Source organism: Kitasatospora sp. NPDC096128 (assembly GCF_040303105.1).
Lineage (GTDB): Bacteria > Actinomycetota > Actinomycetes > Streptomycetales > Streptomycetaceae > Kitasatospora.
Map to the genome: position 1 here is coordinate 130,385 of NZ_JBEOSP010000016.1, position 26,930 is coordinate 157,314.

Genomic DNA, 26,930 nt, shown 5'->3' on the forward strand with positions numbered 1-26,930 from the left:
AGCGGTTGATCGTCTTGATGGGTGGTCACATAGGGAGCCTTCACGGCCCTCGGTGCGCTAACACCGGGGGCCGCCCTCGTTTCCGGGCTCGTGCGGCCGATCGTGCTGGCCCGAGTCCGAAAACGTACGCAGAGTAAACACACACCATCTGTGCTTCGTCAAGGCAGATGTTGTGTCGCTACTACACGGCGACTGTGCTGGATGTTGACTCTGCCTGTGTCGGCTCGCTATCTTGTTGCCATGACGAACCCCAAGGACTGGCAGGCTGGCGTGACTGGCCGCGTTGCCGAGGCGGTCCGGCGCTTCCGCGAGGAGCGGGGGATGAGCGCGCAGGACGTCGCTGCGGCCTGCGCGAAGCTGGGTTACCCGATCGCGCGGAACGTCATCGCCAACCTTGAGAACGGCCGGCGTTCCAGCATCGACGTGGCCGAGGTGCTGGTCCTCGCCAAGGTGCTCGATGTTCCCCCGGTCGTCTTCCTCGTTCCCCTCGGTGAGGTCGGGGAGGTCGAGCTCCTCCCTGGCTTGATGTACCCCACCGGCGAGGCGCTCCAGTGGGTCTGCGGGGAGCAGCCGTTCGATCACGAGCCGACCAATGACCTGGAGCTGCGGTTCGGCGCGATCCGCGATTACAACGAGACGCTCCGCGGTCTGCAGAAGACGATCAGCAGCTCGGAGGAGTTCCGCCGAAAAGTCGCCACGGCCCGTGATGCGCAGACCCGCGAGGCCAACGTCAAGCTGGTCAACCAGTTCGATGAGATCATCGGCGACTACTCGCAGGACGTCCAGGATCAGAGATCGACGATGCGTCAGAAGGGCATCACGCCGCCGGCCCTGCCGTCAGAACTCGCCTACCTCGACCTCAAGGATCACGACGACTGGGGGCACGTCTCCGAGGAGACCCCCAATGCGTCTGGCAGTCAGCCTTCTGCGGATGAGGAAATCTAGAGCCCGGGGGACCTGCACAAGCACCCGTCTCGTGAGGCCGCTCAGCAAGCAGTGAGCCCACGGGAGTACCTGTCTGACCCGACTCTCCGAACCATGCGGCACGCGTGACGGACCGCCAGACCCGTCCGCGTCTCGCTCCAGGTGTTAGCGCGCCTGGGCGGGGAATCGCGCCGCCATGACCACCCATCACACGATCAGGCCGCTCGGGGTGCCAGCCCTGTGCGGTCGACGAGGAGTCCCATGCCTCAGCCTGCCCTTTCTCTCGCCCGCCTCTCGGAGGCCCTGGGCCTGCCCGAGCAGAGCCTGCTCGCTCTCGTCGCGAGCTGCGACACCGCTCCGGACCCCACGCTCGTCGCCCTCACGGTCGAGGAAGCCGCCCGACGCCTTGGTGTCGGCCGGACGACCATGTACGCCCTGGTCGCCTCCGGTGAGGTCCCGTCCGTGACGATCGGCCGTCTCCGCCGCGTGCCCGCCGAGGCGCTCAAGGAGTACGTGACCGCCCGTACGCAGGCCGCCGCTTCGACCGTCGCGCTTGTGGCCTGAGGGGGGAACCGATGGCGAACACCCGCAAGCCCAACGGCGACTCCTCGATCTACGAGGGCAGCGATGGTCGCTGGCACGGCCGCGTCACGGTCGGCGTCAAGGACGACGGCACCCCCGACCGCCGCCACGTCAGCGCCAAGACCCGACCCGAGGTCACGGCCAAGGTCCGCAAGCTGGAGAAGCTGCGCGACGACGGCAGCGTGCCCAAGGCCGGCCAGAAGTGGACGGTCGCCAAGTGGCTGACTCACTGGATCAAGGAGATCGTCCCCGGCGCCGTCAGCGAGAACACGTACGCCGGATACGAGGTCGCCGTCCGCGTGCACCTCATACCCGGCCTCGGCGCGCACCGCCTGGAGAAGCTGGAACCCGAGCACCTGGAGCGCTTCTACAAGAAGATGCAGGCCGCCGGCAGCGCCGCCGGCACCGCCCACCAGGCCCACCGTACCGTCCGAGTCGCCCTCGGCGAGGCCGTGCGGCGCCAACACCTCACCCGCAACGTGGCCACGATCGCCAAGGCCCCGAAGCTCGAAGAGGAGGAGGTCGAGCCGTTCGAGATCGAGGAGGTCCAGGCGCTCATGGAGACGGCGCGCAAGCGCCGCAACTCCGCCCGCTGGATCTTCGCGCTCGCTCTCGGTCTGCGTCAGGGCGAGGTGCTCGGGCTCCTGTGGAAGGACGTCGACTTCGCCCGCGGCGTCGCCTGGGTCAAGCGCGGCCGGCTGCGGCCCAAGTACCGGCACGGCTGCGGCGACCGCTGCGGGCGGAAGCCCGGCTTTTGTCCCCAGAAGGAGCCGATCCGACGCGAGACCAAGGACACCAAGTCCCGAGCCGGTCGACGCGCGGTGCCGCTGCCCGAGCAGCTCGTCGTGATCCTCCGGCAGCACAAGGAGGAGCAGGATCGCGAGCGGGCCCTCGCCCGCGAGCTCTGGACGGACAAGGGCTACGTCTTCACATCGGAGACCGGCGAACCGCTCAACCCCAGCACCGACTACCACCACTGGAAGCGGCTCCTGCGCGAGGCTGGCATCCGCGACGGTCGCCTCCACGACGCCCGCCACACCGCCTCGACCGTCCTCCTCCTGCTCGGAGTGCCGGAGCGGATCGTCATGGCGATCATGGGCTGGTCCTCGACCTCTATGGCCCAGCGCTACCAGCACGTCACCGAGCCCATGCTCAACGACGTCGGGATGAAGATCGGCAAGGCGCTGTGGGGTGAGGCCGGACGTGTCCCGGGGGAGCCCGACGAGGATGCGGCCTGATCCCCTGGTGGCTCCGATCACCTGACGCCAGAGCCCGGCGGCTATGCCGTCGGGCTCTGGGTGGTCGAGAAGCGCAGCCGGATCGGCTTCTTTGAACATTGGCTTCTCTGAACTATGTGAAGCCGGATCTCATTCGGAGTGTGTGGTCGAAGCTCAGGAGCGAGGCACAGACAGGGCGGCCATCGAGGATGCCTTCAACGAGGCGTGTGCACAGCGGCAGGCTGTGGACCGAGCGCAACATCCGGGGAAGTACGGCGACACCGACCAGTGGTGACCGGACGATAAGCGGGCGAGCCCTGACCGGTCTTGGACAGGGCTTGTCTGCTGCAGTTGTTACACCAGCGGTGGCAGCTTCACGCCCAAGTCTGTTGCCAGGTGCTCCAGCTCGGCCAGCGCTCCGCGTAGGTCCGCTGAAAGTGCGAGTGTCAGCTCAGGCAGGGACTTGGCCTGTGTGGCGGCTTCGTCACTCGTGTCAAGCAGACCGATGTCGAGGTTGACGTCCTTCGTGTCGACGAGTTCGGCGCCGTCGAAGACCTGGAGGCGTCCTTCGGGCGAGCGCCGGGCGATTGCGGTGCCACGGTCGCACTCACCGACCCCGAACACACGCTTCTCGAAGTCCTCAAGGTGTCCAGGGAGCAGCGGGTTCTGCTTCAGTGTGAAGCGATTGCCGGTCCGCAGGTCGTATACCCAGAGCTGCTTTGTGTGCGGGGGCTCGTCGTTGCTGCGGCGGGGCGGGGCGGCATCGAAGAACAGGACGTTTGCCTTCACTCCGCCCGCGTAGAAGATGCCGGCGGGCAGGCGCAGCATGGTGTGGAGGTTGTAGCGCTTGAGTAGTTCGCGGCGGATGCTCGCCCCTCGGCCGCCTTCGAAGAGGACGTTGTCCGGGAGGATCACTGCAGCCCGGCCGTTGTCGGTCAGCAGGTTCGCGATGTGCTGGACGAAGTTGAACTGCTTGTTGGTCGTGGTCTCCCAGAAGTCCTCACGGTGGTAGGACATGTCCTCGCGGCTGACGGAGCCGTTGACGTTGGTGATCACGATCGAGGACTTCTTGCCGAAGGGCGGGTTGGCGAGGACCAGCGAAGCCCGCTTGCCAGGGGCCGGCCGCTTAGCAAGCGCGTCCTCCACGTGGATGAGGGGCTTGCCGTCGGGCCTGCCGATCTTGTGGAGAAGTAGGTTCATCGCGGCGAGGCGGGCCGTCGCGGGGACAAGTTCGGTGCCCCAGATGGCGCCTTCATCAAAGCGGGCGGATTCCTCTGTAGACATGTCGCGCCCGTGCTCCTGCACGATGTAGTCGTGCGCGGCGAGCAGGAAGCCGCCGGTCCCGCAGGCCGGGTCCGTGATCGTGTCGTCCGGGGTGGGCCGCATGCACCGCACGATGGACTCGATGAGTACACGGGGTGTGAAGTACTGCCCGGCTCCAGCCTTGGTGTCCTCGGCGCTGCGGGCGATCAGTGCCTCATAGGCATCGCCCTTGATGTCCTTGCTTGCACTGAACCAGTCCTCCTTGTCGATCAGGTCAACAATGAGACGGCGAAGGTTAGCTGGGTTCTGGAGGCGGTTGCGAGCCCGATAGAAGATCAGGCCAAGGGTGGTGTTCTGGCCCTCGTCCTGCTTGCCGAGGTCGGTGAGCAGCTGCGTGTATTCCTCCTCCAGCGCGCTGCCTGTGAGGTCCAGCAACTCAGACCAGCCCCGGCCTCGCCACTCCTCGGTGTCGGGCAATACATGGCGCCGCTTGTCTGCGTGGAGGGTCTTGCCAGCCTCCTCCATCTCGGCGGCCATCTTGAGGAACACCAGGAAACTGAGCTGCTCCAGGTACTCGAGGCTTGAGACACCATCGTCGCGGAGTACGTTGCAGTAGTTCCAGAGCCGGTCGACGAGACGGCGAGCTTCCAGCTTCACGCGTTGAACTCCAGGGGGAGAGTGTTCTGTTCGCCCTCGGAGAGGGGTGTGTCGGATGTACGGGCCGGCGGTGGCGGCGCCTGCGCGGGAGTGGACGCCTTGGGCCCAACGGGACTCTTACGCCTGACCTGGGTTGCCCTACGGACCGCTTTCCGTTCTGCCTCAGCGGCCTCACGCTCGGCACGGATGCGCTTGGGGAGATCCTCAGCGGATTCGTCGTCCGGATCCTGGGGGACGAGGCGGCCAGCAAAGGCTTCAGCGAGGAGGGCGTGGCGGAGGGCGTTGGCGTGTGCGAGGCCGTTCTCGCAGGCTGTCACAAGGTGATCAAAGCGTGCGAGGACCCGCTCTCCCAGTTCAACGAAGGCTGCCTGCTTCTCCTCGTCTGGTGGAGGCACTGGGACGGGAAGCAGTTTGACCTTGGAGATGCTGATGGAAGCGAGATTCACGCTCTGCTTGCCATTGGCCTCGAACCAAGAGCGTGCAGCTGAATTTACATACCACCCAAGGAGCTTGGGGTGCGTTGACGAACCTTGGATCCGTGCACGGAATAGATGGTTCTGGTGAATGCAGTCCTTGATCTGCTCCTCCCAGATCCATCCTCGTCCGAGCTTGTCTCTGTCACCGCCCTCGGACATCAGAAGGTCACCGTCACGGAGACGGAGCTTATCGAGGGCCTTCGGCGCAACCCGGATTTTGGCTACTTGTGAGAGATCCAGCCGGGCGCGCTGGGCATTTGCCACGCGCAGGTACGGTACCTCGGGCAGGTCTGGGTTGTGCTGGTTCTTGGAGTCCTTTGTGACTCCCCCTACGACATCGGCGATGTCCTGGAGTCGGCCCCATTGCCACCCCGAGGCAAGTGGCGGCAATGCGCCGTCTTTGACTGCTAGTGAGCCAGCGATAGGCATGTGCTGCGGGTCGGCATCCCAGGCAAGGGCACCTGTCGCCGCGGCGGTCATGACAAAGTCGCGGAGCTTCTCCAGGCGCTGCTGGGCAGCCACAAGGCGCGACTCGAGTTCGTCCAGCCGAGTAAGGCGCGCGCCGAGGGCGTCGATGATGCGGTGCTGCTCGGCAGTGGGTGGAACGGGGAATTCAATGGGCTTCAGCCGAGCAGCCGAGAGGTGCGCGATGTTCGTAGTGATGCGCGCCTCACGCATGAAGCGCCCGGAGTGCAAGTGATGGCGGAAGACGAGCAGCGCCCACTCGGGCAGGACCCCGTCATCGGCCTGAAACCTCAGAAGGCTATTGGTGAAAGCCACGCCCGGAGGCTCGCCGCGATACAACGCAGGGCGCCCCACGAGGTGCGGACTCTGGCCTTCGTTGAGGAGAATGTCACCTGCTTGAAGCTGATATTTGTCGAAGACCCCGGAAAAGTCCATTTCCATGAGGCTCGTAGTGTCGATACGGTCCTCGAACACGTTGGCTACCCGCAAGTAGGGCCGCATCTCGGGACCCGTATGCCAGTCGGGATGACGCTGGCGCCCCAGCTCCACCTCGCCGACTTCAGCGACGGTGGCCCATGCCCACCCTTCCGGCAGCTTGGTCTCCTCCAAGCCGCCATCAACGCTAGCCACGCTCACGCACCCAGTTCTCGATCCAACTCGTCAATCAGCTCGTTCGGCGAGCGAAGGTCGCCCTCGAACACCTTCCTGAACCTGCTCCAGCCACCCTCATCACGGCACAGCGCATGTTGGTCCAACGCCTCCAGTGACACCGTCGCCGACGTGGAGACCACGCCCATAACGAGGCGCAGCCACTTCTGCTGCTCCTCGGTGAACGTCGCCCCCGCCGTCTCCTGGCGCGCAAGCCACTCCTGGAAGCGGACCTCCACGGTATCCCGATACGGCCGGAACTCGTCCCCGTCCAGTCCTAGCTCGAACCGCAACACCGACAGCAGCTCCGGTAGCCCTGCTCCCCGGCGCCGCCCCTCACGCGCGATCCCGAAATCCACGTACGCCTTCCACAGCTGCTTGTCGGTCCAGCGCCGCTGGGGTGGGCTGACCAGGCTCAGGACCTCTTCGATCCGTTGCCGCACCTCGTTCAGCGGCCGGCGCTCCTCGAAGGCGATTCGAAGGCTGGCGAACCGCTCCCGCTGGTCCTCCATGTACGCTCGCCAATTCAGGATCGTTCGCTCGGCGCGCATGACGTCGGTCACGCCCTCCGCGGTGACGCCGCCATCCCGGCTGAGGTGGTCGATCTTGATCCAACTGCGCGACCTCACGGCTTCCAGCAGGGCCTCGCGGAGAGCTTCGCGCTCGACGAATGGACGCAGCGCCTCGTGCAGCACTGCGTCGGTCGAGCCGTCGGCTGGTTCTCCGTAAGTCTCACCATCCCAGAGCGTCGCGCCGCCTTCTGTGGCCACTGCCCGTACTCGTTCTCCCGCTAGCCGATCCGGGTCAGCCGCCAGGACCAGGCCGGTCACCAGCTCGGTGAGCTTTGACCCGCCTGCGCTGCCCTCGATCCGGGCGAGCTGCTCGTCGTCCAGGCGCTGGCCCAGTCGGCTCAGGCGGCCGGCCAAGGTGGCGACATCGTCTATCGACAGGGCCTGCCCGTTCGCGCACGCCTCCAGGAGTCGTTCCAGGCTCGGCACCTCCGGTTGCCCGTCCCGAACCAGCGGTCGTGCGTCAACCATGGCGTGTTCCGTTACGCCCACCGTGTCGACGATGACGAAGCGGTCCTTTCGGATGGCGTCCTCAGTGACCTTCTGCAGGTCTTCCGGCTTGATACTCCTGGCGCCACGGCCCTTCATCTGCTCGAAGTACGACCAAGTCCTGACGTCCCGCATGAAGACCAGGCACTCCAGGGCGGGGATGTCCGTGCCGGTAGCGATCATGTCCACAGTGACGGCGATGCGGATCTCGGGCTCGTTGCGGAAGTCACGGATGGCCTTGCCCGGCTGACTAGCGGCGCTGGTGATCTTCTTGCAGAAATCGTCTCCTGCACCCCAAGCTCGGTTCACCTCTTTCACGATTGACTCGGCGTGCTGGTCCGTAGCCGCGAAGATCAAAGTCTTCGGAACGCGCTTCCGTTCGTGGATGATCTCGCTGGTCGCCGGATCGATGACCGGCGGGAAGATTTCTGTGAACAACCGGTCCTTGAAGGTCTGGATGATCGTGCGGATCTGGCTCGTGGACTCCACCCGAGCGTTGAGCTCGCTGGGTGTGTACTCGTCATCCTCGTCCTGTTGGCGCCAGTGCTGTTTCCGGGTGACACGGTCCACGTGAGCAAGAACGGTGTTCAGGTGTTCGATAGTGCCGTCGGGAGCCACCGTCGGGGTCGTAGCCTTGATCACCGACCCCTCGCGGGTGATCTTCGTTGAGATCCGATAGACGTCGTAGTCGACGTTGACCTCGTCGGCGACGGCCTCCTCGTACGTGTACTCGCTCACCAGGTTCTCCTGGAAGAACGCGAACGTTGGCCCGATAGGGGTCGCGGTCAGACCCACAATGTGAGCGTCGAAGTACTCCAGTACGGGGAGCCAGCGCCCGTAGATGGACCGGTGACACTCGTCGATGACGATGAAGTCGAAGTAGTCGGGCGGGAGGTCGGCCGAGTAACGGACCTTGGGAACTGCCGCCTCGAGTCCTGCGGTGCCTCCAGCCTCAAACTTCTCCTCGTCCTTGCCGCCCGGCTCGGGCGCCGTTCCGCCGGAGAGCTTGCACCACAGCCGCTGGATCGTGGTGATCACGATTTTGTCGGAGTCGGCAAGTCCCGACCTGCCCCCTGACAGGTGCTTCAGCGGGAATTCCTCGTGCAGTGGCTTTTTCGAGTCCGCGGGGAGGAACCCGCGGTACTCCATAAACGCCTGGTCGCCCAGATTGTTGCGGTCGACGAGGAACAGCACCCGATGGGCGCCAGCGTGCTTGAGCAGCCGATGACTCGCCTGAACGACGGTGTACGTCTTGCCGGCACCGGTCGCCATCTGGATGAGGGCGCGGGGGCGGTCCGCGGCGAAGGATGTCTCCAGGCCCTCGATAGCGCGGCGCTGGGCGTTGTACAGCTGCCGTTGTGGGTCGAGGGGGACGTTGGGCAGCTGCCGAAGGCGGGCCCGCAGGGTCGGCGCCTCGGGAAAGCGCATGGCTTCACGCTTCCAGCGGGCGACGGTGGTCGGGCGGGCTGGGGCGAAGACGTAACGGCTACGTGCGCCGCCCTGAGGAGCGCCGGGAGCAGGCGTGCCGTCGAGGCGCTGGACGTCGAGGGCATTTCGGAAGCGCCACACGTGGCCGTTGGTTCCATAGCGGAAAGGCAGGGGGAGTCCCTGCCAAGCGCGCTTTGGGTGATGCTCGGCCACCGGGGCGGCGAGCTGGTCGGCTTCGGCCATCAGCTCGTCCGGGTCAACCGCTCCCGCCACGACGAGGCCACAGAGGTCGCGAGCGACGTAGAGCAGGTACATGCGGAGGTGGGGGTCCTGCGGATGGTCGGTGCGGACAGCTGTGGCGTCTGGCTTGAGGTCGCGCTCGTGCGGAGCGCAGACCCGCCACCCAGCTTCACGCAGAGCCCTTTCGGCCCGTTCGCTCGCCTGCATGTCAGCAGCGGTCACGGCCCCTCCCCGTATTTCGTTACTCCGTGCTTCCGACACGTCCTGACTCAGCCCGCGAGCCTCACTCATTACATCAGTCGACGTACGCGCGTACGGTGAGTCTCTGGTCACCCGGCTCCGACCATCCGGATCCAGCCACAGACTGCGACGAGCGCTGTCAGTGTGCATCCGTAGAGTGGGCGGTAGATTGCGGCAGGCCATGAGGCCATGAGGCCAGAGGGATGAGGAAGGTCAGGAAAGGGATAGTCCGGTGTATGTGACGAGGCTCCGGCTCGATGGCGTTCGTGGGTTCCACGGCGCCCGCGCCTGCGACCTCGACTTCACGCGCCCGGACGGAAGTCTCGCAGGCTGGACGGTGCTCGCGGGGCGTAACGGCTCCGGGAAGACGACCCTGCTTAGGGCGATCGCCTTGGCGCTGGCAGGGCAACGCCGGTCCAGCCAGCTGGACGACGAGATCGAGGATCATCTCTCCTACGGAAGGACTCGTGGTTTCGTCGAGCTGTCGCTCCACACGGACGGGGAGGCCGACCTCGGGGCACCTCCAACGGCTGGGCGGCTGAGGGTCGCAATCTTGTGGGGGCCCGATCGGGATCCGGTCACGCCGGACGATCAGCCACCGACACGGGTGCGTTTCACCCCCCAGGAGGGTGGGAAGCTCGCGCGCCTGCTGTGGTCGCCTTCTCCTCCCGCCGGCTGGTTTTCCGCCGGCTATGGCCCCTTCCGGCGACTGACTGGCACTGGGCTCTACGAACGGAACGCACAGAACCCGGACCGCACCGCGGCCCTACGCACCCTTTTCGAGGAGCAATCGGCCCTCATTGAGTCGGTCGACTGGCTTGTATCTCTGCACTTGCGTCAGCTGGAAGGCGAAGCCGGGGCAGGGCGGCTGCTCGAATCGGTGCTCGCGCTCCTCAACGACGATCTACTGCCCGGAGATTTCCGTGTCGAGGAGGTCACCTCGCGTGGGCTGTGGCTGCGGCGAGTCGACGGTGAGGGGCCCCTCACCGCGCTCCGGCGCATGAGTGATGGCTTGCGTACGGTCACCGCGTTGGTCCTGGACATCGTGCGGCAGATGCACACCGCCTATGGCGCCCTGGAGCTGTCCCAGGTCGGTAGCCGGCCCTATCTGCCCCACCCGGGTGTTGTCCTCATCGACGAGATTGATGCCCACCTCCATGTGTCCTGGCAGCAGCGCATCGGCGAGTGGCTCAAGGCCCACTTCCCAGCCGTGCAGTTCATCGTCAGCACGCACAGCCCCTACATCTGCCAGGCTGCCGACCCAGGCGGCTTGATCAGACTTCCCGGCCCCGACGAACAGGTTCCACCGGAAGTGGTGGACGAGAAGACTTACGGCAGGGTGGTCTTCGGGACGGGGGATGACGCGGTCTTGTCGGAGTTCTTCGGGCTGGAGTCGCCGTTCTCCCGCCGCGCGGAGGAGATGCGGGAGGAACTGGCTGACCTGGAGTATGCGGTCGGGACAGGTAGGGCCGACGCCGCGATGATGCAGCGGTTCCGATCTCTGCGCATGAAGCTGGCAAGCTCTCAGTCCACACGTCTGGACGAGCTCGACATAGGGGCGAGGAGGAGAGGGGAGGACCGTACGTGATCAAACTCGTACGGCCGCGTCTGCCCTCTGAACTGGAATCCTCGCTCCTGAGACTGACACAGGAGCTCGCGGGCACCGCGATAGTCGAACGCACTGAGCACGCGGATCGGATGTGGGAGCGCAAGACCGTGCGCCGTGACGTCTACCGGCCGGTCAAGGACGTACTGGAGGTCATGGCTCCAGGTCTGGATTGCTGCATGTATTGCGGCAACCACATGGCTGACACAGTCGACCACTTCGTTCCTAAGTCTCGCTGTGCGCTCCGGACGTTTTACTGGCCGAACCTCCTGCTCGCCTGCTCCACCTGCAACTCCCGGTTCAAGAGAGACCAGCACAGGGGCGACGGGCTGGTTGGCTCCCTACTTGTGGATCCGGCACGCGATGACCCCATTGAGCATCTCGACCTCGGCCTGGAGAGCGGCATGTACCGCGCGGTGGAAGGTTCGAGGAAGGGCCAGTGGACGATCGACGTGTGCGGGCTCAACGAGGGAAAGCGTCCACGGGCCAGGGAGCGTGCCTGGCGGAGCCTGGGCGGCGATCTGAAGGAGTGGGCACGTGCGCGGGACGAGGGCCGGCTCGATGACATGCGCTATTGCATCTGGCGCATGCGTGACCAACCCTTCGCCGATGTCTGCTATGCGGCTCTGCACAAGGCCGTGTCGGTGAACGCTGACTCGATCTTCATCGATGTGGATCCTCGAATCGTGGCCCTGCTGCGGGACGAGGAGCTGCGCGCGTCCTTGCTGCAGTGAGCCAGCTCACGGCTGCTTGCCTCAGGGAACGTAGGTGCTGGCATCACTCGGGAGCAGGGCGTTCGGTCGTAGGTAATCGGCGACTGAGACCAAAACTGAGACCACGGAACGACGAAGGCCCCGACCGCAGAGCGGTCGGGGCCTTCGTTATGGCTGGTGAGCCATGGCGGAGGATACGAGATTCGAACTCGTGAGGGGTTGCCCCCAACACGCTTTCCAAGCGTGCGCCCTAGGCCTCTAGGCGAATCCTCCGTGGGAGAGCTTAGTACATGTTTCGGGGTGCTCGCGACCAGCTATCCCGCAGGCCGAGGGGCGGGGGTGGCCTGTGGATCGTCGGGGCCGGGATCCGGTACTGTGGGGGTCAGCCCCTCGTGTGGCGTCATCTCTCTGAACCCCCCCAGGGCCGGAAGGCAGCAAGGGTAGGAGGGCTCTGGCGGGTGCACGAGGGGTCTTTGCGTTCCCGGGGCCGTGCGGGCCTTGGGGATAGCGGGGCCCGGAGTGAAGGGGCGACGCGTTTGTCCGTCCGTCCCGATATCGTCGGTGGTGTGTCCCTAGCCCTGTACCGCCGCTACCGCCCCGAGACCTTCGCGGAGGTCATCGGGCAGGAGCACGTGACCGCCCCGCTCCAGCAGGCCCTGCGCAACAACAGGGTCAACCACGCGTACCTGTTCAGCGGGCCACGCGGCTGTGGCAAGACGACGAGCGCGCGCATCCTGGCCCGTTGCCTCAACTGCGAACAGGGGCCGACGCCGACGCCCTGCGGGGAGTGCCAGTCCTGCCGGGACCTCGCGACCGGCGGTCCCGGCTCGATCGACGTGATCGAGATCGACGCCGCCTCGCACGGTGGTGTGGACGACGCGCGCGAGCTGCGCGAGCGGGCCTTCTTCGCGCCGGTGCACAGCCGGTACAAGATCTTCATCCTGGACGAGGCGCACATGGTGACCTCGGCCGGGTTCAACGCGCTGCTCAAGGTGGTCGAGGAGCCGCCGGAGCACCTCAAGTTCATCTTCGCGACCACCGAGCCGGAGAAGGTGATCGGGACGATCCGGTCCCGCACCCACCACTACCCGTTCCGGCTGGTCCCGCCCGGCACGCTGCGCGACTACCTGGCGGAGGTCTGCGGCCGCGAGGGTATCCAGGTCGAGGACCCGGTGTTCCCGCTGGTCGTACGGGCCGGCGCGGGCTCGGTGCGTGACTCGATGTCGGTCATGGACCAGCTGCTGGCCGGTGCCGCCGAGGGCGGCGTGACGTACCAGATGGCGACGTCGCTGCTCGGGTACACCGATTCGGCGCTGTTGGACGAGGTGGTGGACGCCTTCGCCGCGCAGGACGGGGCGACGGTGTTCCAGGTGATCGACCGGGTGGTCGAGGGCGGTCACGACCCGCGCCGCTTCGTCACCGACCTGCTGGAGCGGCTGCGCGACCTGGTGATCCTCGCCACCGTGCCGGAGGCGGGGGAGAAGGGACTGATCGACGCCCCGGCGGACCGGGTCGCGGTGATGCAGGCCCAGGCGGACGCCTTCGGGTCGGCCGAGCTGAGCCGGGCCGCCGACATCGTCAACACCGGGCTGACCGAGATGCGCGGCAACGCGGCGCCGCGGCTCCAGCTGGAGCTGATCTGCGCCCGGGTGATGCTGCCGGGCGCGTACAGCGACGAGTTGTCGCTGCAGGCGCGGTTGGACAAGTTGGAGCGCCGGGCGGCGGCGGGCGGGTTCGCCGCTCCGGCCGGGATGGCCCCGATGGCCGCCCCGGTGATGGCCGCCCCGACGGCCGCCCCGATGGCCGCGGCGATGACGGCTCCGGCGGTCCCCCAGACGGCCCCGCCGGTGGAGGTGCCCGCACCCGCCCCGGCGCCGGCACCCGCCGCCGCGCCGGTCGCGGCGGCCCCAGCCCCCGCCCCCGTGCAGTCCCCGGCCCCGGCCGGGCCCGCCCCGGGCGCCTGGCCGATCGCGCGCAGCTTCCCGCCCGCCGGCGGCGCACCGGCCCCCGCCGCTGCCCCCGCCACCCCCGTACCGCAGCCGCAGACCGCCCCGCAGCCCGCGCCGACCCCGGTCCAGCCGGCCCCGACCCCGAGCCCGGCCCCCGCGGCCGCGCCCGGCGGCCAGCCGTCCGCGGCCGCGCAGCAGGGCGCCGGGCAGGTCCGGCAGCTGTGGCCGCAGATCCTGGAGGCGGTGAAGAACCGCCGCCGCTTCACCTGGATCCTGCTCAGCCAGAACGGCCAGGTGGCCGGGTTCGACGGCAGCACGCTCCAGGTCTCGTTCATCAACGCGGGCGCCCGGGACAGCTTCGTCGGCAGCAACAGCGACGACGTGCTGCGCCAGGCGCTGTCCGACGCGCTGGGCGTGGACTGGCGGATCGAGTGCATCGTCGACCCGTCCGGTGGCGTGGGCGCGGCTCCGGCCGCGGCCGCCCCGGCCGGCGGCGGCTGGGGTGCCCCGGCCCGTCCGGCGGCCGCCGCGCCGCCGATGGCCGCCCCCGCCCCGGTGCAGCCCCCGCCGCAGATGCAGGCACCGGCCCCGGTCCAGTCGCCGCCCCAGCCGCGCGTGCAGGCGCCCGCGACGGTGCAGGCCCCGCCGCCCGTGGCGGCGCCCCCGGCCCGCCCGGTGCAGTCGGTGGCCCCGGAGGACGACATCCCGGAGGAGGACGACCCGGACCTCAACGAGGAGGCGTTCTCCGGCCAGGAGCTGATCATCCGCGAGCTGGGCGCCACGGTGCTGGAGGAGATCCACCACCGCGGCAACTGAGCGCTCCCCGGCAGCGGGGCCACGGCAGCGGTCCGCACAGGGGGGGTACAGCAGTGGTCCACAGCAGGGGGCCACAGCATCCGCCCGGGGCCCGTAGGCTCAACGGTGACGAACGAAGAACCGCGTGACAGCAAGGAGTGAGCCGTGTTCCCCGGTGGTGGTCAGCCCAACATGCAGCAGCTGCTCAAGCAGGCGCAGAAGATGCAGGAGGAGCTCGCGAAGGCCCAGCAGGAGCTGGCCGAGGCGAAGGTGAACGGCACGGCGGGCGGCGGCCTGGTCGAGGCCACGGTGACGGGTTCGGGTGAGCTGGTGGCGCTGACCATCGCCCCGGCCGCCGTCGACCCGGAGGACACCGAGACCCTGGCGGACCTGATCCTGGCCGCGGTGCGGGACGCCAACCAGGCGGCCCAGAAGATGCAGGCCGAGCGGATGGGCCCGCTGACCCAGGGCCTGGGCGGCGGCGGCATCCCCGGCCTGCCCTTCTAGTACCCGGCCCGGTCCGGTACCCGGTTCGGCCAGTACCCGGTTCGGGCCGGAAAGGCCCAGGTCCGGGGCCATGCCGTGGAGTGCCAAGGTCTGGACTTCAGACCTTGGAAGCATGTGAATTCTGTGGGAGTCGGGCGTCGGGCGGTGTGTCCGACGCCCGATTCGTTGGATGATGGCACCGGAGCACCTCCGACCAGGAGCACCACCGGACCATCCGAGGGAAGGCGCGACGTTGTACGAGGGCGTGGTTCAGGACCTGATCGACGAACTGGGCAGGCTGCCCGGCGTCGGGCCCAAGAGCGCCCAGCGGATCGCCTTCCACGTGCTGCAGGCCGACCCGGTCGACGTGCGCCGCCTCGCGCACGCGCTGCTGGAGGTCAAGGACAAGGTCCGCTTCTGCGCGGTCTGCGGCAATGTCGCGGAGGCCGAGCAGTGCCGGGTCTGCCTGGACCCGCGGCGCGACCTCGCCGTCATCTGCGTGGTCGAGGAGCCCAAGGACGTCGTCGCCATCGAGCGCACCCGCGAGTTCCGCGGCCGCTACCACGTGCTGGGCGGCGCGATCAGCCCCATCGAGGGCGTCGGCCCGGACGACCTGCGCATCCGCGAGCTGCTCGCCCGCCTCGCGGACGGCACGGTCACCGAGCTGATCCTGGCCACCGACCCCAACCTGGAGGGGGAGGCGACCGCCACCTACCTGGCCCGGCTCTGCAAGCCGATGGGCCTGAAGGTGACCCGGCTGGCGAGCGGACTGCCCGTCGGCGGGGACCTGGAGTACGCGGACGAAGTCACCCTCGGCCGCGCCTTCGAAGGGAGACGACTGCTCGATGTCTGACCGGACGATCAACCAGCAGCCCCACGGCGACCCGCAGCCCCAGCCGGAGCCCGGGGCGCTCGCCCCGCACACCCACGGCCACGGCTCCGAGCCGGACGACTTCGCCGTGCAGATCGCCGACTCGGTGGAGAGCTTCGTGCTCGCCGTCACCGAGGTCGCCAAAGGCGACGAACCGGGCAGCGCGGTCTCGCTGCTGCTCCTGGAGGTCTCGCAGCTGCTGCTGGCCGGCGGCCGGCTGGGCGCCATCGAGGACGTCGTCCCGGAGGACCGCTTCGAGCCCGACGCGGGGCCGGAGCCGGACGGCGAGCAGCTGCGCGAGCGCCTCGCCGGGCTGCTCGCGCCGATCGACGTCTACCACGAGGTCTTCGACCCGTACGGCCCGCCGGAGAAGCCGAACGCCTTCCGGATCTCGGACGACCTGGCCGGCGTGGTCAGCGAGCTCCAGCACGGCCTGACCCACTACCGCGAGGGCCGGGTCAGCGAGGCGCTGTGGTGGTGGCAGTTCTCGTACCTCTCCAACTGGGGCACGACCTGCACGGCGGTGCTGCGGGCGCTGCAGTCGCTGATCGCCCACGTCCGGCTGGACAGCCCGATCGGTGCGGCGCCGGACGGCGCGGACACCGACGACGACGGGCTCACCGACGAGCAGCTGGAGCAGCAGGCGGGCGACCTGATGGCGGCTGAGCTCGGCCTCGGCCGCTAAGCCGGGGTTCGGCCTCGGCCGATAAGCCCGGCCTCGGCCTCGGCCGATAAGCCCGGCCTCGGCCGCCGGCAATTGTGACGAATGCCTCAGCAATCCCGCCGGAAGAGAAATCCGGCCGAGGCGCCCGGCATTCGTCCGAGGATTCTTCGGAACGGCGCCCGATGCCCCGCAGACCTGCCGGTGCCACCGCCCGCACCGCCGCCCACGTGCTGAAACAGCCGTCTCATCATATGGAAGGCGCCGGTCGGAGCACCCCTGCTCGGTAGACTGGCGCGGACCGCACCCCCCTTTCCACCGGGGGGTACGGGGGCCTGTCGCCCCCGGAAAACGACACTAGTCGAGGAGCGCACGTGGGCCTTGTCGTGCAGAAGTACGGCGGCTCATCCGTTGCGGATGCCGCAGGCATCAAGCGCGTTGCCCGCCGAATCGTTGACGCCAAGAAGGCCGGCCATGAGGTCGTCGTCGTGGTGTCCGCGATGGGCGACACGACGGACGAGCTCATCGAACTCGCGGAGCAGGTGTCACCGCTTCCTGCCGGCCGTGAGTTCGACATGCTGCTGACCGCTGGAGAGCGCATCTCCATGGCGCTGCTGGCCATGGCGATCAAATCCCTGGGTCACGAGGCCCAGTCCTTCACGGGGAGTCAGGCCGGCGTCATCACGGACTCCGTCCACAACAAGGCGCGCATCATCGACGTGACGCCGGGTCGCATCCGCACCGCCCTGGACGAGGGCAACATCGCGATCGTGGCCGGCTTCCAGGGCGTGTCCCAGAGCAGCAAGGACATCACCACGCTGGGCCGCGGCGGTTCGGACACCACCGCCGTCGCGCTGGCCGCCGCGCTCAGGGCCGAGGTCTGCGAGATCTACACCGACGTGGACGGCGTGTTCACCGCCGACCCGCGCGTGGTGAAGAAGGCGCGCAAGATCGACTGGATCGCGTACGAGGACATGCTGGAGCTGGCCTCGTCCGGTTCCAAGGTGCTGCTCGACCGCTGTGTCGAGTACGCGCGGCGCTACAACATCCCGATTCACGTACGCTCGTCCTTCTCGGGTCTTCCCGGGACGATCGTCAGCAACGACAACCCGAACAAGCCCGAAGGGGGCGAGATGGAGCAGGCCATCATCTCCGGGGTCGCCCACGACACCTCCGAAGCCAAGGTCACGGTCGTCGGCGTGCCCGACAAGCCGGGCGAGGCGGCGCGGATCTTCCGCGCCATCGCCGACGCCGAGGTCAACATCGACATGGTGGTGCAGAACGTCTCCGCCGCGTCGACCGGACTGACCGACATCTCCTTCACCCTGCCGAAGACCGAGGGCCAGAAGGCCATCGACGCGCTCGGCCGGGTCAAGGAGGGCATCGGCTACGAGTCGCTGCGCTATGACGACGCGATCGGCAAGATCTCGCTGGTCGGCGCCGGCATGCGTTCCAACCCGGGCGTCACCGCGACCTTCTTCGAGGCGCTCTCCGCCGCGGGCGTCAACATCGAGCTGATCTCCACCTCGGAGATCCGGATCTCGGTGGTCACCCGCGCCGACGACGTGCCGGAGGCGGTCCGCGCCGTGCACAGCGCCTTCGGGCTGGACAGCGAGAGCGACGAGGCCGTCGTCTACGGCGGCACCGGTCGATGACCCGGGAGCCGGGCGGGGGCACGGGCAGGTGACCCGGCGTCCGAACCTCGCCGTCGTCGGCGCCACCGGCGCGGTCGGCGAGGTGCTGCTCGGCCTGCTCTCGCTCCGTCAGGACGTCTGGGGCGAGGTCCGACTCGTCGCCTCCCCGCGCTCGGCCGGCCGTACGCCGGTCGTGCGCGGGGTGCCGGTCGAGGTGGTCCCGCTGGCCGAGGAGGCCTTCGTCGGGATCGACGTCGCCGTGTTCGCCGTCCCCGACCAGGTCTCCGCCCAGTGGGCGCCGATCGCGGCGGCCAAGGGCGTGGTGGTGGTCGACGACTCGGCGGCCTTCCGCACCGCCGGGGACGTGCCGCTGGTCGTCCCCGAGGTGAACGCGTCCGCGCTGCGGATCCGTCCGCGCGGGATCGTGGCCAGTCCGGCCGGCCCCACGCTGGCGCTGGTCACGGCGGTCGGCGCGCTGCACGCCGAGTACGGGCTGGAGCAGTTGGTGGTCGCCACCTACCAGGCCGCCAGCGGCGAGGGCCGGGCGGGCACGGCGGCGCTGCGCGAGCAGACCGCCCTGGTGGCCGGCACCGAGGTCGGCCGGCAGACCGGCGACCTGCGCGCGGTGATCGCCGACGAGGGGCCGTTCGCGGCCCCGCTCGCCCTCAACGCCGTGCCCTGGACCGGCGGTCTGCGGGACGGCGGCTGGTCCGCCCAGGAGCTCGGCCTGCGCGACGAGGCCCGTAAGGTCCTCGGCCTGCCCGCCCTGCGGGTCTCCGCGACCTGCGTGCGCATCCCCGTGGTCCGCACCCACGCGCTCGCCGTGCACGCCCGCTTCGAACGCGAGGTCAGCCAGGAGCACGCGCAGGACATCCTGCGCGAGACGCCCGGCGTGGTCCTCTACGACGACCCGGCGGCCGGGGAGTTCCCCACCCCGAACGACGCGGTCGGCACCGACCCGGTCTGGGTCGGGCGGGTGCGCCGGGCGCTGGACGAGCCGGACGCGCTCGACCTCTTCCTGTGCGGCGACAACCTGCGCAAGGGGGCCGCGCTCAACCTGCTGCAGATCGCCGAGCTGGTGGCCGGTGAGCTGACGGCCGGGCAGGAGTAGGGCGGGGCAAGAGGGTCCCTTGTGCCCCTTGTTGTCCGGACCTGTGTCCGCTCCTCGACACAATCTGTCCGGAATCCCGCGGGAATCCCCTGGAGGCCTCTTCCGCCGATGCGGAAGAATGGCCCCCGGGCTGGGCAACCATGACAGGGGATCGAGTGTCCAACGGGCGTGGCGAACGTGATGGTGGGGGCAAGGGCGGGCGTCGGGGCGAGAGCCGTGACGGCCTTCCCGGTGCGTTCCCCGTGGTCTTCGAGTAGGCCGGAAGACGACCAGATGACGGCGGCCGCACCCGGTGCGGCGGACTCCGGTGCCGGTACCGACGCGGGTACCAGCGAGGACCTGCTCACCGAGACCTACCAGGCGCACTACCGCTCACTGCTGCGCCTTGCCGCGCTGCTCCTGGACGACCTCTCCACCTGTGAGGACGTCGTGCAGGAGGCCTTCATCCGGGTGCACGCCGCCCGGCGCCGGGTGCGCGAACCCGAGAAGACCCTGGCCTACCTGCGGCAGACGGTGGTCAACCTCTCGCGCTCCACGCTGCGCCGCCGGATCCTCGGCCTGCGACTGCTGCCCAAGCCGATGCCTGACATGGCCAGTGCAGAAGAAGGTGCCTACGATGCCCTGGAGCGCGACCAGTTGAAGGCCGCGTTGAAGGGTCTGCAACGGCGTCAGCGGGAGGTTCTGGTGCTGCGTTACTTCGTGGACATGACGGAGGCGCAGGTGGCCGAGACCCTGGGCATCTCACTCGGTTCGGTGAAGGCGTACGGCTCGCGCGGACTCGCCGCCCTCCGGGTCCAGATGGAGGCCGGACATGGCTGACGCGGCCCGGCAGCGGCCCGGGGACGACGACGTCCCGGACCTCTCCTCCGAGGAACGGGCGCTGCGCGAGCTCATGCACCACGCGGTGGACCGGATCCAGCCCGGAATCGGGGCCCTGCCGCGGATCCGGCAGGCCGTACCCCGGCGGCGGGCCGCCCGGCGCGGGGCCTGGACGGGCGCGGCGGCGCTGGCCCTGGCGGTCGCGATCGCCCTGCCGGTCCTGCACGAGGGCGACCGCCTCGGACTGTCCGGCGGGCCCGGCTCGGCCGAGGCCAACGGCGCGACCCTCGCGGCACCCTCCGGCAGCGCGATCGGCGGCGGCGCCACCGGCTCGGGCTCGCACCCCGGCCCCGGCGGCGCGGGCAGCGCGCCCCCGACGGGCTCCGGCAGTGCCTCGCCGAGCCCCGGCGCGGACGCCACCCGCCCCGGCACCGCCACCCCCACCGGGGCCCTCGGCACCGGAGACGGCGGTCTCGTTCCTCTGTGCACCCGGACGGACCTCGGCCAGGGCAGCGCCCAGGTCGGCTCGGCGGACGCCCAGGGCCGGATCTACGGCTCCTTCACGGTGTACAACGTCTCCGGCCGCAGCTGCCGTCTCGGCGGTCCGGGCGCGGTGGCCGTCACCGGCGTCAACGGCACCGACCGCAGCAAGGTCCGCTCCGCCGACCACGCCCCGGGCGACCCGGCCGGCAACCTGCCCGCGATGGACACCGAACCGCCGGTGCTCGCCCCGCTGGCCGGGTACAAGGTGCCGTTCGCGTGGATCCCGGACCAGGTCTGCGGCTCCTCCGGCGGTGCCAGCCCCGCGCCGACCGCCGGCGCCAACCAGGCGTCCCTGACCACCCGGGCCCCGGCCGGCGCCTCCGACGCCGCCCCGGCCTCCGGCACCGGTGCCTCCGCGGCGCCGAGCTCCAACCCGCAGGCCAGCTCCTCGCCCACCTCCGGGCCCACCCCGGCACCGAGCCCGACCGCCACCCCGAGCGGCAACCCCACCGGCGTGCCGCCCACCGCCACCATCGCCCACACCCCCGCCCCCGGCAGCCCGGCGGCCGCCACGGCCTCGCTGCCGGTCGGGTGCGGGGGGACGCTCTACCGGGGCGGGGTGCAGTCGTCGGGCGGGTCGGCGGTCCAGCCCTCGGGGACGCCCGCGGCCGGGTGACCGGGCGGCGGCGCCGCGGCCGGCGTCCCGTCCGCCGACGGGCCGTGCCGGACCCTGCGGTCCGGCGGGGTGTGAGGAGTGGTTACCGTGGGGGGTGTGTACCGGTTCCTCCTGACTCCGCGCTGGCTGGGCGGCACCGCCCTGGCCGTGGCCGCCGTGGCGGTGTGCGTATGGCTGGGTTCCTGGCAGCTCGGCCGGTTCGAGGACCGCGTCTCCACCCACCAGGAGACCAAGCAGTCGCTCACCGCTTCGGGTGAAGCCCGCCCGATCGACGCGCTGCTCGGCCCGACCTCCCCGCAGGTGACCACGGAGACTGTCGGCAAGCCCGTCACGGTCACCGGGGACTACGACACGGAGCACCAACTCCTCGTCCCCAACCGGGTGTTGGACGGCAAGCAGGGCTACTACGTGCTCACCCCGCTGCGCACCGCCGACGGACACGCCGTTGCCGTGGTGCGGGGCTGGGCGCCCGGCAACCCGTCCGGAACCCTCCCCGCGGCCGAGGCGGCTCCCAGTGGGCCGGTGACGGTCACCGGGCGGCTGCAGGCCAACGAGTCGGTGGGCAGCAACGGCGCGGTCGCGGGCGGCCTGCCCGCCGGACAGCTCGGCATGATCAACCGGGCCTCGCTGCTGAACGTGCTGGAGTACGACGGCTGGTACGACGGCTGGGTGTCCGCCGACCAGGTGCCCGCCGGGCTGACCGCCGTGCCGACCGTGCAGCCGCAGGGCGGGGACGGGCTCACCCTGCGGGCCTTCCAGAACCTGGGCTACACCCTGGAGTGGTTCGTCTTCGGCGGCTTCGTGGTCTTCATGTGGTTCCGTCTGGTACGCCGGGAGGCGGAGGCGGAGCAGGACCGGGCCCTCGGGTTGGACCCGGTCCTGGACTGAGCCGGTCGGTCGGTCGGCGGGCCGGTCGGTGGGCCGGTCGGTGGGCCGGTCGGTCGGTCGGTGGGCCGGTCGGTGGTCCGGTCGGTCAGCGGGTCGGCTTACCGGGCGTGGGCGGCGGGGTCGGAGTCGGGGTCGGCTTGAGCGGTGCGGCCGGTGCCGGTGTGGCTGGTGCCGGTGTGGCTGGTGCCGGTGTGGCTGGTGCCGGTGTGGCTGGTGCCGGTGCGGCCGGTGCCGGTGAGGCCGGGGAGTGGCCGGTCGGAGTCTGGCTGGCCGGGGTGCCCGAAGGGGTCGACCAGTCGCCTCCGCTGCCGAACGGCGTCGCGGTGTCCTCGTGCACCGGCACGCTCCCGCCGCGGCAGTGGCCGTGGCCGGCCGACCCGTTGTTCGAGCCGTAGTAGTCGATGTGGTGGTGCGTGGTGTGACCGCCGCCCTTCGAACCGTTGGAGCCGGACGAGCCCTTGGAACCCGAGCCCTTGGACCCGCTGGACCCGCTGGACCCGTGCGACCCGCCGGACCCGCCGCGCTCTGCCGTGTCCTCCTTCGAGCCCGGCGCGTAGGAGGCCCGGAGGACCCCCGATCCGGGGGCTGATCCGGCCGCAGACCCGGCCGCAGACCCGGTCCCGGCCCCCGGTGCGCTCGCCCGGGTGGCCGACTTGGTGGGCGCGGGCGGCGCCGGTGAAGCCGCGGCCGGAGCGGTCGCCGTCGGAACCCCGGCCGTCGGCACGGCCGCCGACGGGCTGCCCGCCCCCGGCACGGCCGGAGCCGGGGCCGGGGGCGGGCAGGCCGCCTCGGCGCTGTGCGAGCCCGAGCAGCCGCTGAGCACCAGCGCCCCGGCCAGTGCCGCCCCCGCGAGCGTCAGCGGACGTCTCACCCAGCCCCTCCGGTGCTGTCGCCCGGAACCCCGAGGTGCCGACGGACGAAGTCGATCTCCAGCCGCAGCTGCCGGATCCGTTCCTCCACCACCAGCGAGCCGTGCCCGGCGTCGTACCGGTACACCTCGTGCGGCTTGTCGAGCTGCTCCAGGCGCTCGACGTAGTTCTCGATCTGCCGGATCGGGCAGCGCGGGTCGTTGACCCCGGCGCTGATGTACACCGGCACCCGCACCTGCTCCACGTAGGTCAGCGGTGAGGAGGCCGTGAAGCGCTCCGGCACCTCCTCGGGGGTGCCGCCGAAGAGCGTGCGGTCGAGCGACTTCAGCGCCTCCATCTCGTCGGCGTACGCGGTGTGGTAGTCCGCGACCGGTACGGCGGCGACGCCCAGCGCCCAGCTGTCGGGCTGCACGCCCAGGCCGAGCAGGGTCAGGTAGCCGCCCCAGCTGCCGCCGGTGAGCACCAGTCGCCGCGGGTCGGCGAGGCCGCTGGCGACGGCCCACTCCCGGACGGCCGCGATGTCCTCCAGCTCGATCAGGCCGACCCGCTCGTGCAGCGCGTCCGTCCAGGCCTGGCCGTAGCCGGTCGAGCCGCGGTAGTTGACCCGGACCACCGCGAAGCCGTGGTCCAGCCAGGCGGCCGGTCCGGCCGCGAAGGAGTCGCTGTCGTGGTGGGTCGGGCCGCCGTGGACCTCGAAGACCGTCGGGTACGGGCCGGGGCCGGCCGTCGTCGGGCGCTGCACCAGGGCGTGCACCCGTCCGCCGGGGCCGTCCACCCAGACGTCCTCGACCGGGACGGAGCCGGGCGGCACCGGCCCGGGCGCCCGCAGCACGACCGCACCGGCGGTGGAGCGGACGGCGGAGGGCTCGGCGGCCGAGGACCACAGGTACTCGACGGTGCCGTCCGGGCGGGCGGTGGCGCCGCCGACAGTGCCGCGCGGGGTCTCCAGGCGGGTCAGCCGGCCGGTCGCGAGCTCGTACGTGAACAGCTCGCTGCGCGCCTCGTACTCGTGCTCGACCAGCAGCGCCCGGGCGCCGGGGCGCCACTGCGCGGAGACGTCGCCGGGCAGTTCGCGGCCCTGCTCGTCGCGCAGCGGGAGGGCGGTCTCGGCGCCGGTGGCGACGTCCCAGATCATCGGCTCCCAGCGGCCGGTGCGCTGGTGGGCGACCAGCATCCGGGTGTCGCCCTCGACCGGGGCGAAGCCCAGGCAGGCGACGCCGCGCGGCTCGTCCCGGCCGGTGACCTCGTCCAGCTCGGCGACGGTCTCGACACCGTCGCCGGTCAGCCGGACCACCCGGAGGGCGGAGTGCATCGCGTCGCCGTGCTCGGTGTGGTCGATGGCGAGCAGGGTGGCGTCGTGGCTGAGGTCGCCGATGCCGCCGTACTCCTCGTGCCGGTAGATCTCGACCGGCTCGGCCGCGCCCGGGCGGCGCAGGTGCAGGGTGGTGCCGTCCTCGTCGGTGGAACGGCCGACGACCACCGTGCCGTCGCGGCCCAGGGCCAGACCGGCCGAGTAGGAGGGGGCGAGGCCGGGCACGGCCTCCTCGTCCGGACCGCCGGCGAAGGGCTGGCGGCGCCAGACGCCGAACTCGTCGCCGTCGTGGTCGTCGAACCACCAGACCCAGTCCCCGTCCGGGGACAGCTCGGCGTCGGTGGTGCCGTTCGGCCGGTCGGTGACCCGGCGGTGGGTGCCGGTGGCGCGGTCCCAGGCGTAGACCTCGTAGGTGCCGGTCGCGTTGGACACGTACAGCGCCCGGTCGGGGGCGTCCTCGGCCCAGTCGGGCAGCGACACCCGGGCCGCCCTGAACCGCTGCTCCCACGCCGGTACGGCGCTCTTCTCCTCGCTCATCCGACCATCCAACCCGATCGGGGGGAGGGAACGGAACGGGCGGGCGGGGTTCACCCCGCCCGCCCGTGGTCCGGCGGTCCTCCCGCGGCACTCCCGCGGTGTTCCTGCGGTTCCAGCCGGCCGCGTCCCTGAGCTGTTACCGCGCTGTCCCTGCGGCGTTCACGAACGGCGCGGCACCAGTCGGACCAGGCCCACCAGCACCAGCTCCAGCACCGCCAGCACCGCCACGCTGCGGACGAAGGCCGTGGTCGGGCCGCCGGCGCCGTAGTAGACCAGGCCGATCAGGGCGATCCCGACGGCGCCGCCGACCTGCTGCACGGTGGCCACCACCCCGGCTGCCGCACCGGCCAGTTGCGGCTCGACGGCCGCCAGGGCGACGGTGGTGACCGGTGCGATCACCAGGCCCATGCCGAGGCCGTCCACGAACAGCCCGGGCGCCAGCCACCAGACGTTGCTGTCCGCGGCGGTGTGGGCGGCGAGCGCGAGCAGGCCCAGCCCGACGGCCATCAGCAGCCCGCCGACGGTGATCGTGCGTGGCTCGCCGAGGCGTGCGGTGACCCGGTGGGTGGTGTTGGAGGTCAGCAGGTAGCCGAGGCCGATCGCGGTGAACACCAGTCCGGCGCCGAGCGCGTCCAGCCCGCGGCCCAGTTGCAGGTGCAGGGCGAGCACCAGGAAGAACGAGGCCTGGCCGAGCCAGAAGACCAGCTGGGCGAGCAACCCGGTGCCGAAGGCGCGGCTGCGGAACAGTCGGGTGTCGACCAGCGGGGTGCCGGCGCCGGTGGTGCCGGTGCCGGCAGCGGTGCCGGAGACGCGGTGCTGGTGGACGGCGAACCCGGCCAGCACGGCGGCTGCGGCGACCAGGCAGAGCACCGTCCACAGTGGCCAACCGAGGCTCGGGCCCTGGATCAGCGGCAGTACCAGGGCGGTCAGCCCGACGGTCACCAGCAGCACCCCGACCGGGTCCAGGCCCGGCCGTTGCGGCGCCCGCGACTCCGGCAGGCAGCGGCGGACGGCGACCAGCGCGGCCAGGCCGATCGGCAGGTTGATCAGGAAGCAGCTGCGCCAGCCCAGGCCGAGCACGTCCGCGCGGATCAGCAGCCCGCCGATCAGCTGGCCGAACACCGCGCCGACGCCCATCGTCAGCCCGTACCGGGCGAAGGCCCGGGCCTGCGCGGCGCCGCTGAACGCCGTCCGCAGGATCGCCAGCACCTGCGGGCCCATCAGCGCGGCCGCCAGGCCCTGCGCCACCCGGGCGCCGACCAGCGCCGCGGCGGTGGGGGCGAGACCGCAGCCCGCCGAGGCGAGGGTGAACAGGGCCAGGCCGAGCGCGAACACCCGGCGGCGGCCGTACCGGTCGCCGAGCCGGCCGGCGGTGACCAGCCCGGCGGCGAGGGCCAGGCCGAACCCGGCCATCACCCACTGGACGACCGCCGGGCCGGCGCCCAGATCGGCCTGGACGGAGGGGACGGCGACATTGACGACGAAGGTGTCCAGGGCGGTCATGAAGGTGGCGGTCAGGACCACCGGCAGCAGGCCCCTGGGGGCGGGGGCCGCCGGGACTGACGGGGCGGCCGGGACGGGGGCTTCGGTGCGGGCTTTCAGCGTGGTGCTCATTTCGGGCTCTCCTCTCTCGCGCTCGTCCCCCCGCAGGGGTCGGGACGCCGCCGTGGGGGCGCCCCTGTGGGAGCGCCGCCGTCGGGGCGCCGCCGTGGGGGTGCGGCGCCCCTGGAATCGGTCCGTCCGGCACTCGGACGACCGTCCGGCTCGTACCTCCGTCCGGCTCGTACCTCCGTCCGGCTCGTCCCTCCGTCCGGCTCGTACCTCCGTCCGGTCCGGACGTCCGGTCCGGACTCAGGCGCCCGGCACGCGGTCCAGGAACCCGTGCACGGTGCCGATCCGGCCCTCCGGGGTGGCCGCCAGCACGTCGAAGCCGATCACCACCGGCTCGGCGCCGGCCGGACTGAGGTTCCAGGTGAACCGGGCGATGTCGTGGTGCGCGTCCACCGGGCCGAGGGTGAACTCCAGCCCCGGGAACTGGGCCTGGGCCGCGCCGATCAGAGCGTCGATCGCGTCCCGGCCGGCCACGGCGGCCAGCGGGTCGGTGTAGCGGCCGTCCTCGGCCCACACCTCGTCGATCAGCTTGCGGCGGGCGGCCGGGTCGGTCTCGTTCCAGACCGCCAGGTAGCGCTCGGCGAGCTGCTGGAGGGCGGCGGTGGTGATCTCGGTCATGGTCATCTCCCGTGTTCCGGTGGGCCGTTGGCGGGTCGTTCCCGCTGTTCACAAAGGTAGGGAAGGGCCGCCGGGGGCGAATCGGTCACGGAT

20 protein-coding genes, 1 tRNA gene and 1 other RNA gene are annotated in these 26,930 nt (G+C 70.3%); 15 read left to right on the plus strand and 7 right to left on the minus strand.

Annotation, left to right across the window (positions count from 1 at the left end; translation table 11 throughout):
- Positions 1-240: 240 nt before the first annotated feature.
- The 3 genes from ABTY61_RS19670 (at position 241) to ABTY61_RS19680 (ending at position 2,744) form a co-directional block, all read left to right on the plus strand.
- A complete protein-coding gene (locus ABTY61_RS19670) occupies positions 241-945 on the plus strand; it encodes a helix-turn-helix domain-containing protein (protein ID WP_350506281.1) in 705 nt (234 codons plus the stop codon).
- A gap of 240 nt (positions 946-1,185) precedes the next feature.
- Positions 1,186-1,488 carry a helix-turn-helix domain-containing protein gene (locus ABTY61_RS19675; protein ID WP_350506282.1) on the plus strand — a complete coding sequence of 101 codons (303 nt, stop codon included), beginning with the start codon at positions 1,186-1,188 and terminating at the stop codon, positions 1,486-1,488.
- 11 nt (positions 1,489-1,499) lie between these two features.
- Positions 1,500-2,744 carry a tyrosine-type recombinase/integrase gene (locus ABTY61_RS19680; RefSeq protein WP_350506283.1) on the plus strand — a complete coding sequence of 415 codons (1,245 nt, stop codon included), beginning with the start codon at positions 1,500-1,502 and terminating at the stop codon, positions 2,742-2,744.
- Positions 2,745-3,077: 333 nt separating this feature from the next.
- On the opposite strand, the gene ABTY61_RS19685 is transcribed toward ABTY61_RS19680, so the two are convergent.
- The 3 genes from ABTY61_RS19685 to ABTY61_RS19695 are packed head-to-tail and all read right to left on the minus strand — an operon-like array spanning position 3,078 to position 9,180.
- Complete coding sequence (locus ABTY61_RS19685) at positions 3,078-4,643, minus strand: class I SAM-dependent DNA methyltransferase (protein ID WP_350506284.1); 1,566 nt, start codon at positions 4,641-4,643, stop codon at positions 3,078-3,080.
- Positions 4,640-6,193, minus strand: a complete 1,554-nt coding sequence (locus ABTY61_RS19690) for a restriction endonuclease subunit S (protein WP_350506285.1) — start codon at positions 6,191-6,193, stop codon at positions 4,640-4,642. The genes ABTY61_RS19685 and ABTY61_RS19690 overlap by 4 nt, the downstream gene beginning before the upstream one ends.
- A gap of 23 nt (positions 6,194-6,216) precedes the next feature.
- The gene (locus ABTY61_RS19695; protein WP_350506286.1) at positions 6,217-9,180 is read right to left on the minus strand and encodes a DEAD/DEAH box helicase family protein; all 2,964 of its coding nucleotides are present in this window, start codon (positions 9,178-9,180) and stop codon (positions 6,217-6,219) included.
- A 250-nt stretch (positions 9,181-9,430) separates the two neighbouring features.
- Between ABTY61_RS19695 and ABTY61_RS19700 the strand changes: the two genes are divergently transcribed.
- On the plus strand, positions 9,431-10,786 hold the full coding sequence (locus ABTY61_RS19700; protein ID WP_350506287.1) for an AAA family ATPase: 1,356 nt from the start codon (positions 9,431-9,433) through the stop codon (positions 10,784-10,786).
- Positions 10,783-11,538: an HNH endonuclease gene (locus ABTY61_RS19705; protein WP_350506288.1), complete on the plus strand. Its 756-nt coding sequence runs from the start codon at positions 10,783-10,785 to the stop codon at positions 11,536-11,538. Before ABTY61_RS19700 ends, ABTY61_RS19705 begins: the two co-directional genes overlap by 4 nt.
- 164 nt (positions 11,539-11,702) lie before the next feature.
- Here the strand turns inward: ABTY61_RS19705 and ABTY61_RS19710 are convergent.
- A tRNA-Ser gene (locus ABTY61_RS19710) sits at positions 11,703-11,790 on the minus strand.
- A 108-nt stretch (positions 11,791-11,898) separates the two neighbouring features.
- Between ABTY61_RS19710 and ffs the strand changes: the two genes are divergently transcribed.
- From ffs to ABTY61_RS19760, 10 genes are all read left to right on the plus strand, one after another.
- Positions 11,899-11,995, plus strand: an RNA gene (ffs, locus tag ABTY61_RS19715) — signal recognition particle sRNA small type.
- 88 nt (positions 11,996-12,083) lie between these two features.
- Positions 12,084-14,282 carry a DNA polymerase III subunit gamma and tau gene (locus ABTY61_RS19720; RefSeq protein ID WP_350506289.1) on the plus strand — a complete coding sequence of 733 codons (2,199 nt, stop codon included), beginning with the start codon at positions 12,084-12,086 and terminating at the stop codon, positions 14,280-14,282.
- 144 nt (positions 14,283-14,426) lie between these two features.
- A complete protein-coding gene (locus ABTY61_RS19725; protein ID WP_188307116.1) occupies positions 14,427-14,768 on the plus strand; it encodes a YbaB/EbfC family nucleoid-associated protein in 342 nt (113 codons plus the stop codon).
- A 232-nt stretch (positions 14,769-15,000) separates the two neighbouring features.
- Positions 15,001-15,600, plus strand: coding sequence for a recombination mediator RecR (gene recR, locus ABTY61_RS19730; protein ID WP_030392621.1), 600 nt, complete (start codon positions 15,001-15,003; stop codon positions 15,598-15,600).
- Positions 15,593-16,303: a DUF5063 domain-containing protein gene (locus ABTY61_RS19735; RefSeq protein ID WP_350506290.1), complete on the plus strand. Its 711-nt coding sequence runs from the start codon at positions 15,593-15,595 to the stop codon at positions 16,301-16,303. The genes recR and ABTY61_RS19735 overlap by 8 nt, the downstream gene beginning before the upstream one ends.
- A 350-nt stretch (positions 16,304-16,653) precedes the next feature.
- Positions 16,654-17,934, plus strand: a complete 1,281-nt coding sequence (locus ABTY61_RS19740; RefSeq protein WP_350506291.1) for an aspartate kinase — start codon at positions 16,654-16,656, stop codon at positions 17,932-17,934.
- Positions 17,935-17,962: 28 nt separating this feature from the next.
- The gene (locus ABTY61_RS19745; RefSeq protein WP_350506292.1) at positions 17,963-19,024 is read left to right on the plus strand and encodes an aspartate-semialdehyde dehydrogenase; all 1,062 of its coding nucleotides are present in this window, start codon (positions 17,963-17,965) and stop codon (positions 19,022-19,024) included.
- 273 nt (positions 19,025-19,297) lie between these two features.
- Positions 19,298-19,843, plus strand: a complete 546-nt coding sequence (locus ABTY61_RS19750; protein WP_350506293.1) for a SigE family RNA polymerase sigma factor — start codon at positions 19,298-19,300, stop codon at positions 19,841-19,843.
- Positions 19,836-21,002, plus strand: coding sequence for a hypothetical protein (locus tag ABTY61_RS19755; RefSeq protein ID WP_350506294.1), 1,167 nt, complete (start codon positions 19,836-19,838; stop codon positions 21,000-21,002). The genes ABTY61_RS19750 and ABTY61_RS19755 overlap by 8 nt, the downstream gene beginning before the upstream one ends.
- Before the next feature lie 96 nt (positions 21,003-21,098).
- Positions 21,099-21,890, plus strand: coding sequence for an SURF1 family protein (locus ABTY61_RS19760; protein ID WP_350506295.1), 792 nt, complete (start codon positions 21,099-21,101; stop codon positions 21,888-21,890).
- Positions 21,891-22,757: 867 nt separating this feature from the next.
- Here ABTY61_RS19760 and ABTY61_RS19765 read toward each other — a convergent pair.
- The 3 genes from ABTY61_RS19765 to ABTY61_RS19775 all read right to left on the minus strand — a co-directional run bounded on the left by ABTY61_RS19765 (position 22,758) and on the right by ABTY61_RS19775 (position 26,837).
- Positions 22,758-24,608, minus strand: coding sequence for a S9 family peptidase (locus ABTY61_RS19765; protein ID WP_350506296.1), 1,851 nt, complete (start codon positions 24,606-24,608; stop codon positions 22,758-22,760).
- Positions 24,609-24,767: 159 nt separating this feature from the next.
- The gene (locus ABTY61_RS19770) at positions 24,768-26,222 is read right to left on the minus strand and encodes an MFS transporter (protein WP_350506297.1); all 1,455 of its coding nucleotides are present in this window, start codon (positions 26,220-26,222) and stop codon (positions 24,768-24,770) included.
- Positions 26,223-26,459: 237 nt separating this feature from the next.
- Entirely contained in the window at positions 26,460-26,837 is a 378-nt protein-coding gene (locus ABTY61_RS19775) for a nuclear transport factor 2 family protein (RefSeq protein ID WP_350506298.1), read from the minus strand.
- Between the last annotated feature and the right edge of the window lie 93 nt (positions 26,838-26,930).

Excerpts from the sequence above, each read along its gene's own strand:
- ABTY61_RS19675 (WP_350506282.1), top strand. The coding sequence starts at position 1,186 with ATGCCTCAGCCTGCCCTTTCTCTCGCCCGCCTCTCGGAGGCCCTGGGC.
- ABTY61_RS19750 (WP_350506293.1), top strand. The coding sequence starts at position 19,298 with ATGACGGCGGCCGCACCCGGTGCGGCGGACTCCGGTGCCGGTACCGAC.
- ABTY61_RS19765 (WP_350506296.1), bottom strand. The coding sequence starts at position 24,608 with ATGAGCGAGGAGAAGAGCGCCGTACCGGCGTGGGAGCAGCGGTTCAGG.
- ABTY61_RS19775 (WP_350506298.1), bottom strand. The coding sequence starts at position 26,837 with ATGACCGAGATCACCACCGCCGCCCTCCAGCAGCTCGCCGAGCGCTAC.
- ABTY61_RS19755 (WP_350506294.1), top strand. The coding sequence starts at position 19,836 with ATGGCTGACGCGGCCCGGCAGCGGCCCGGGGACGACGACGTCCCGGAC.
- ABTY61_RS19735 (WP_350506290.1), top strand. The coding sequence starts at position 15,593 with ATGTCTGACCGGACGATCAACCAGCAGCCCCACGGCGACCCGCAGCCC.
- ABTY61_RS19670 (WP_350506281.1), top strand. The coding sequence starts at position 241 with ATGACGAACCCCAAGGACTGGCAGGCTGGCGTGACTGGCCGCGTTGCC.
- ABTY61_RS19680 (WP_350506283.1), top strand. The coding sequence starts at position 1,500 with ATGGCGAACACCCGCAAGCCCAACGGCGACTCCTCGATCTACGAGGGC.
- ABTY61_RS19770 (WP_350506297.1), bottom strand. The coding sequence starts at position 26,222 with ATGAGCACCACGCTGAAAGCCCGCACCGAAGCCCCCGTCCCGGCCGCC.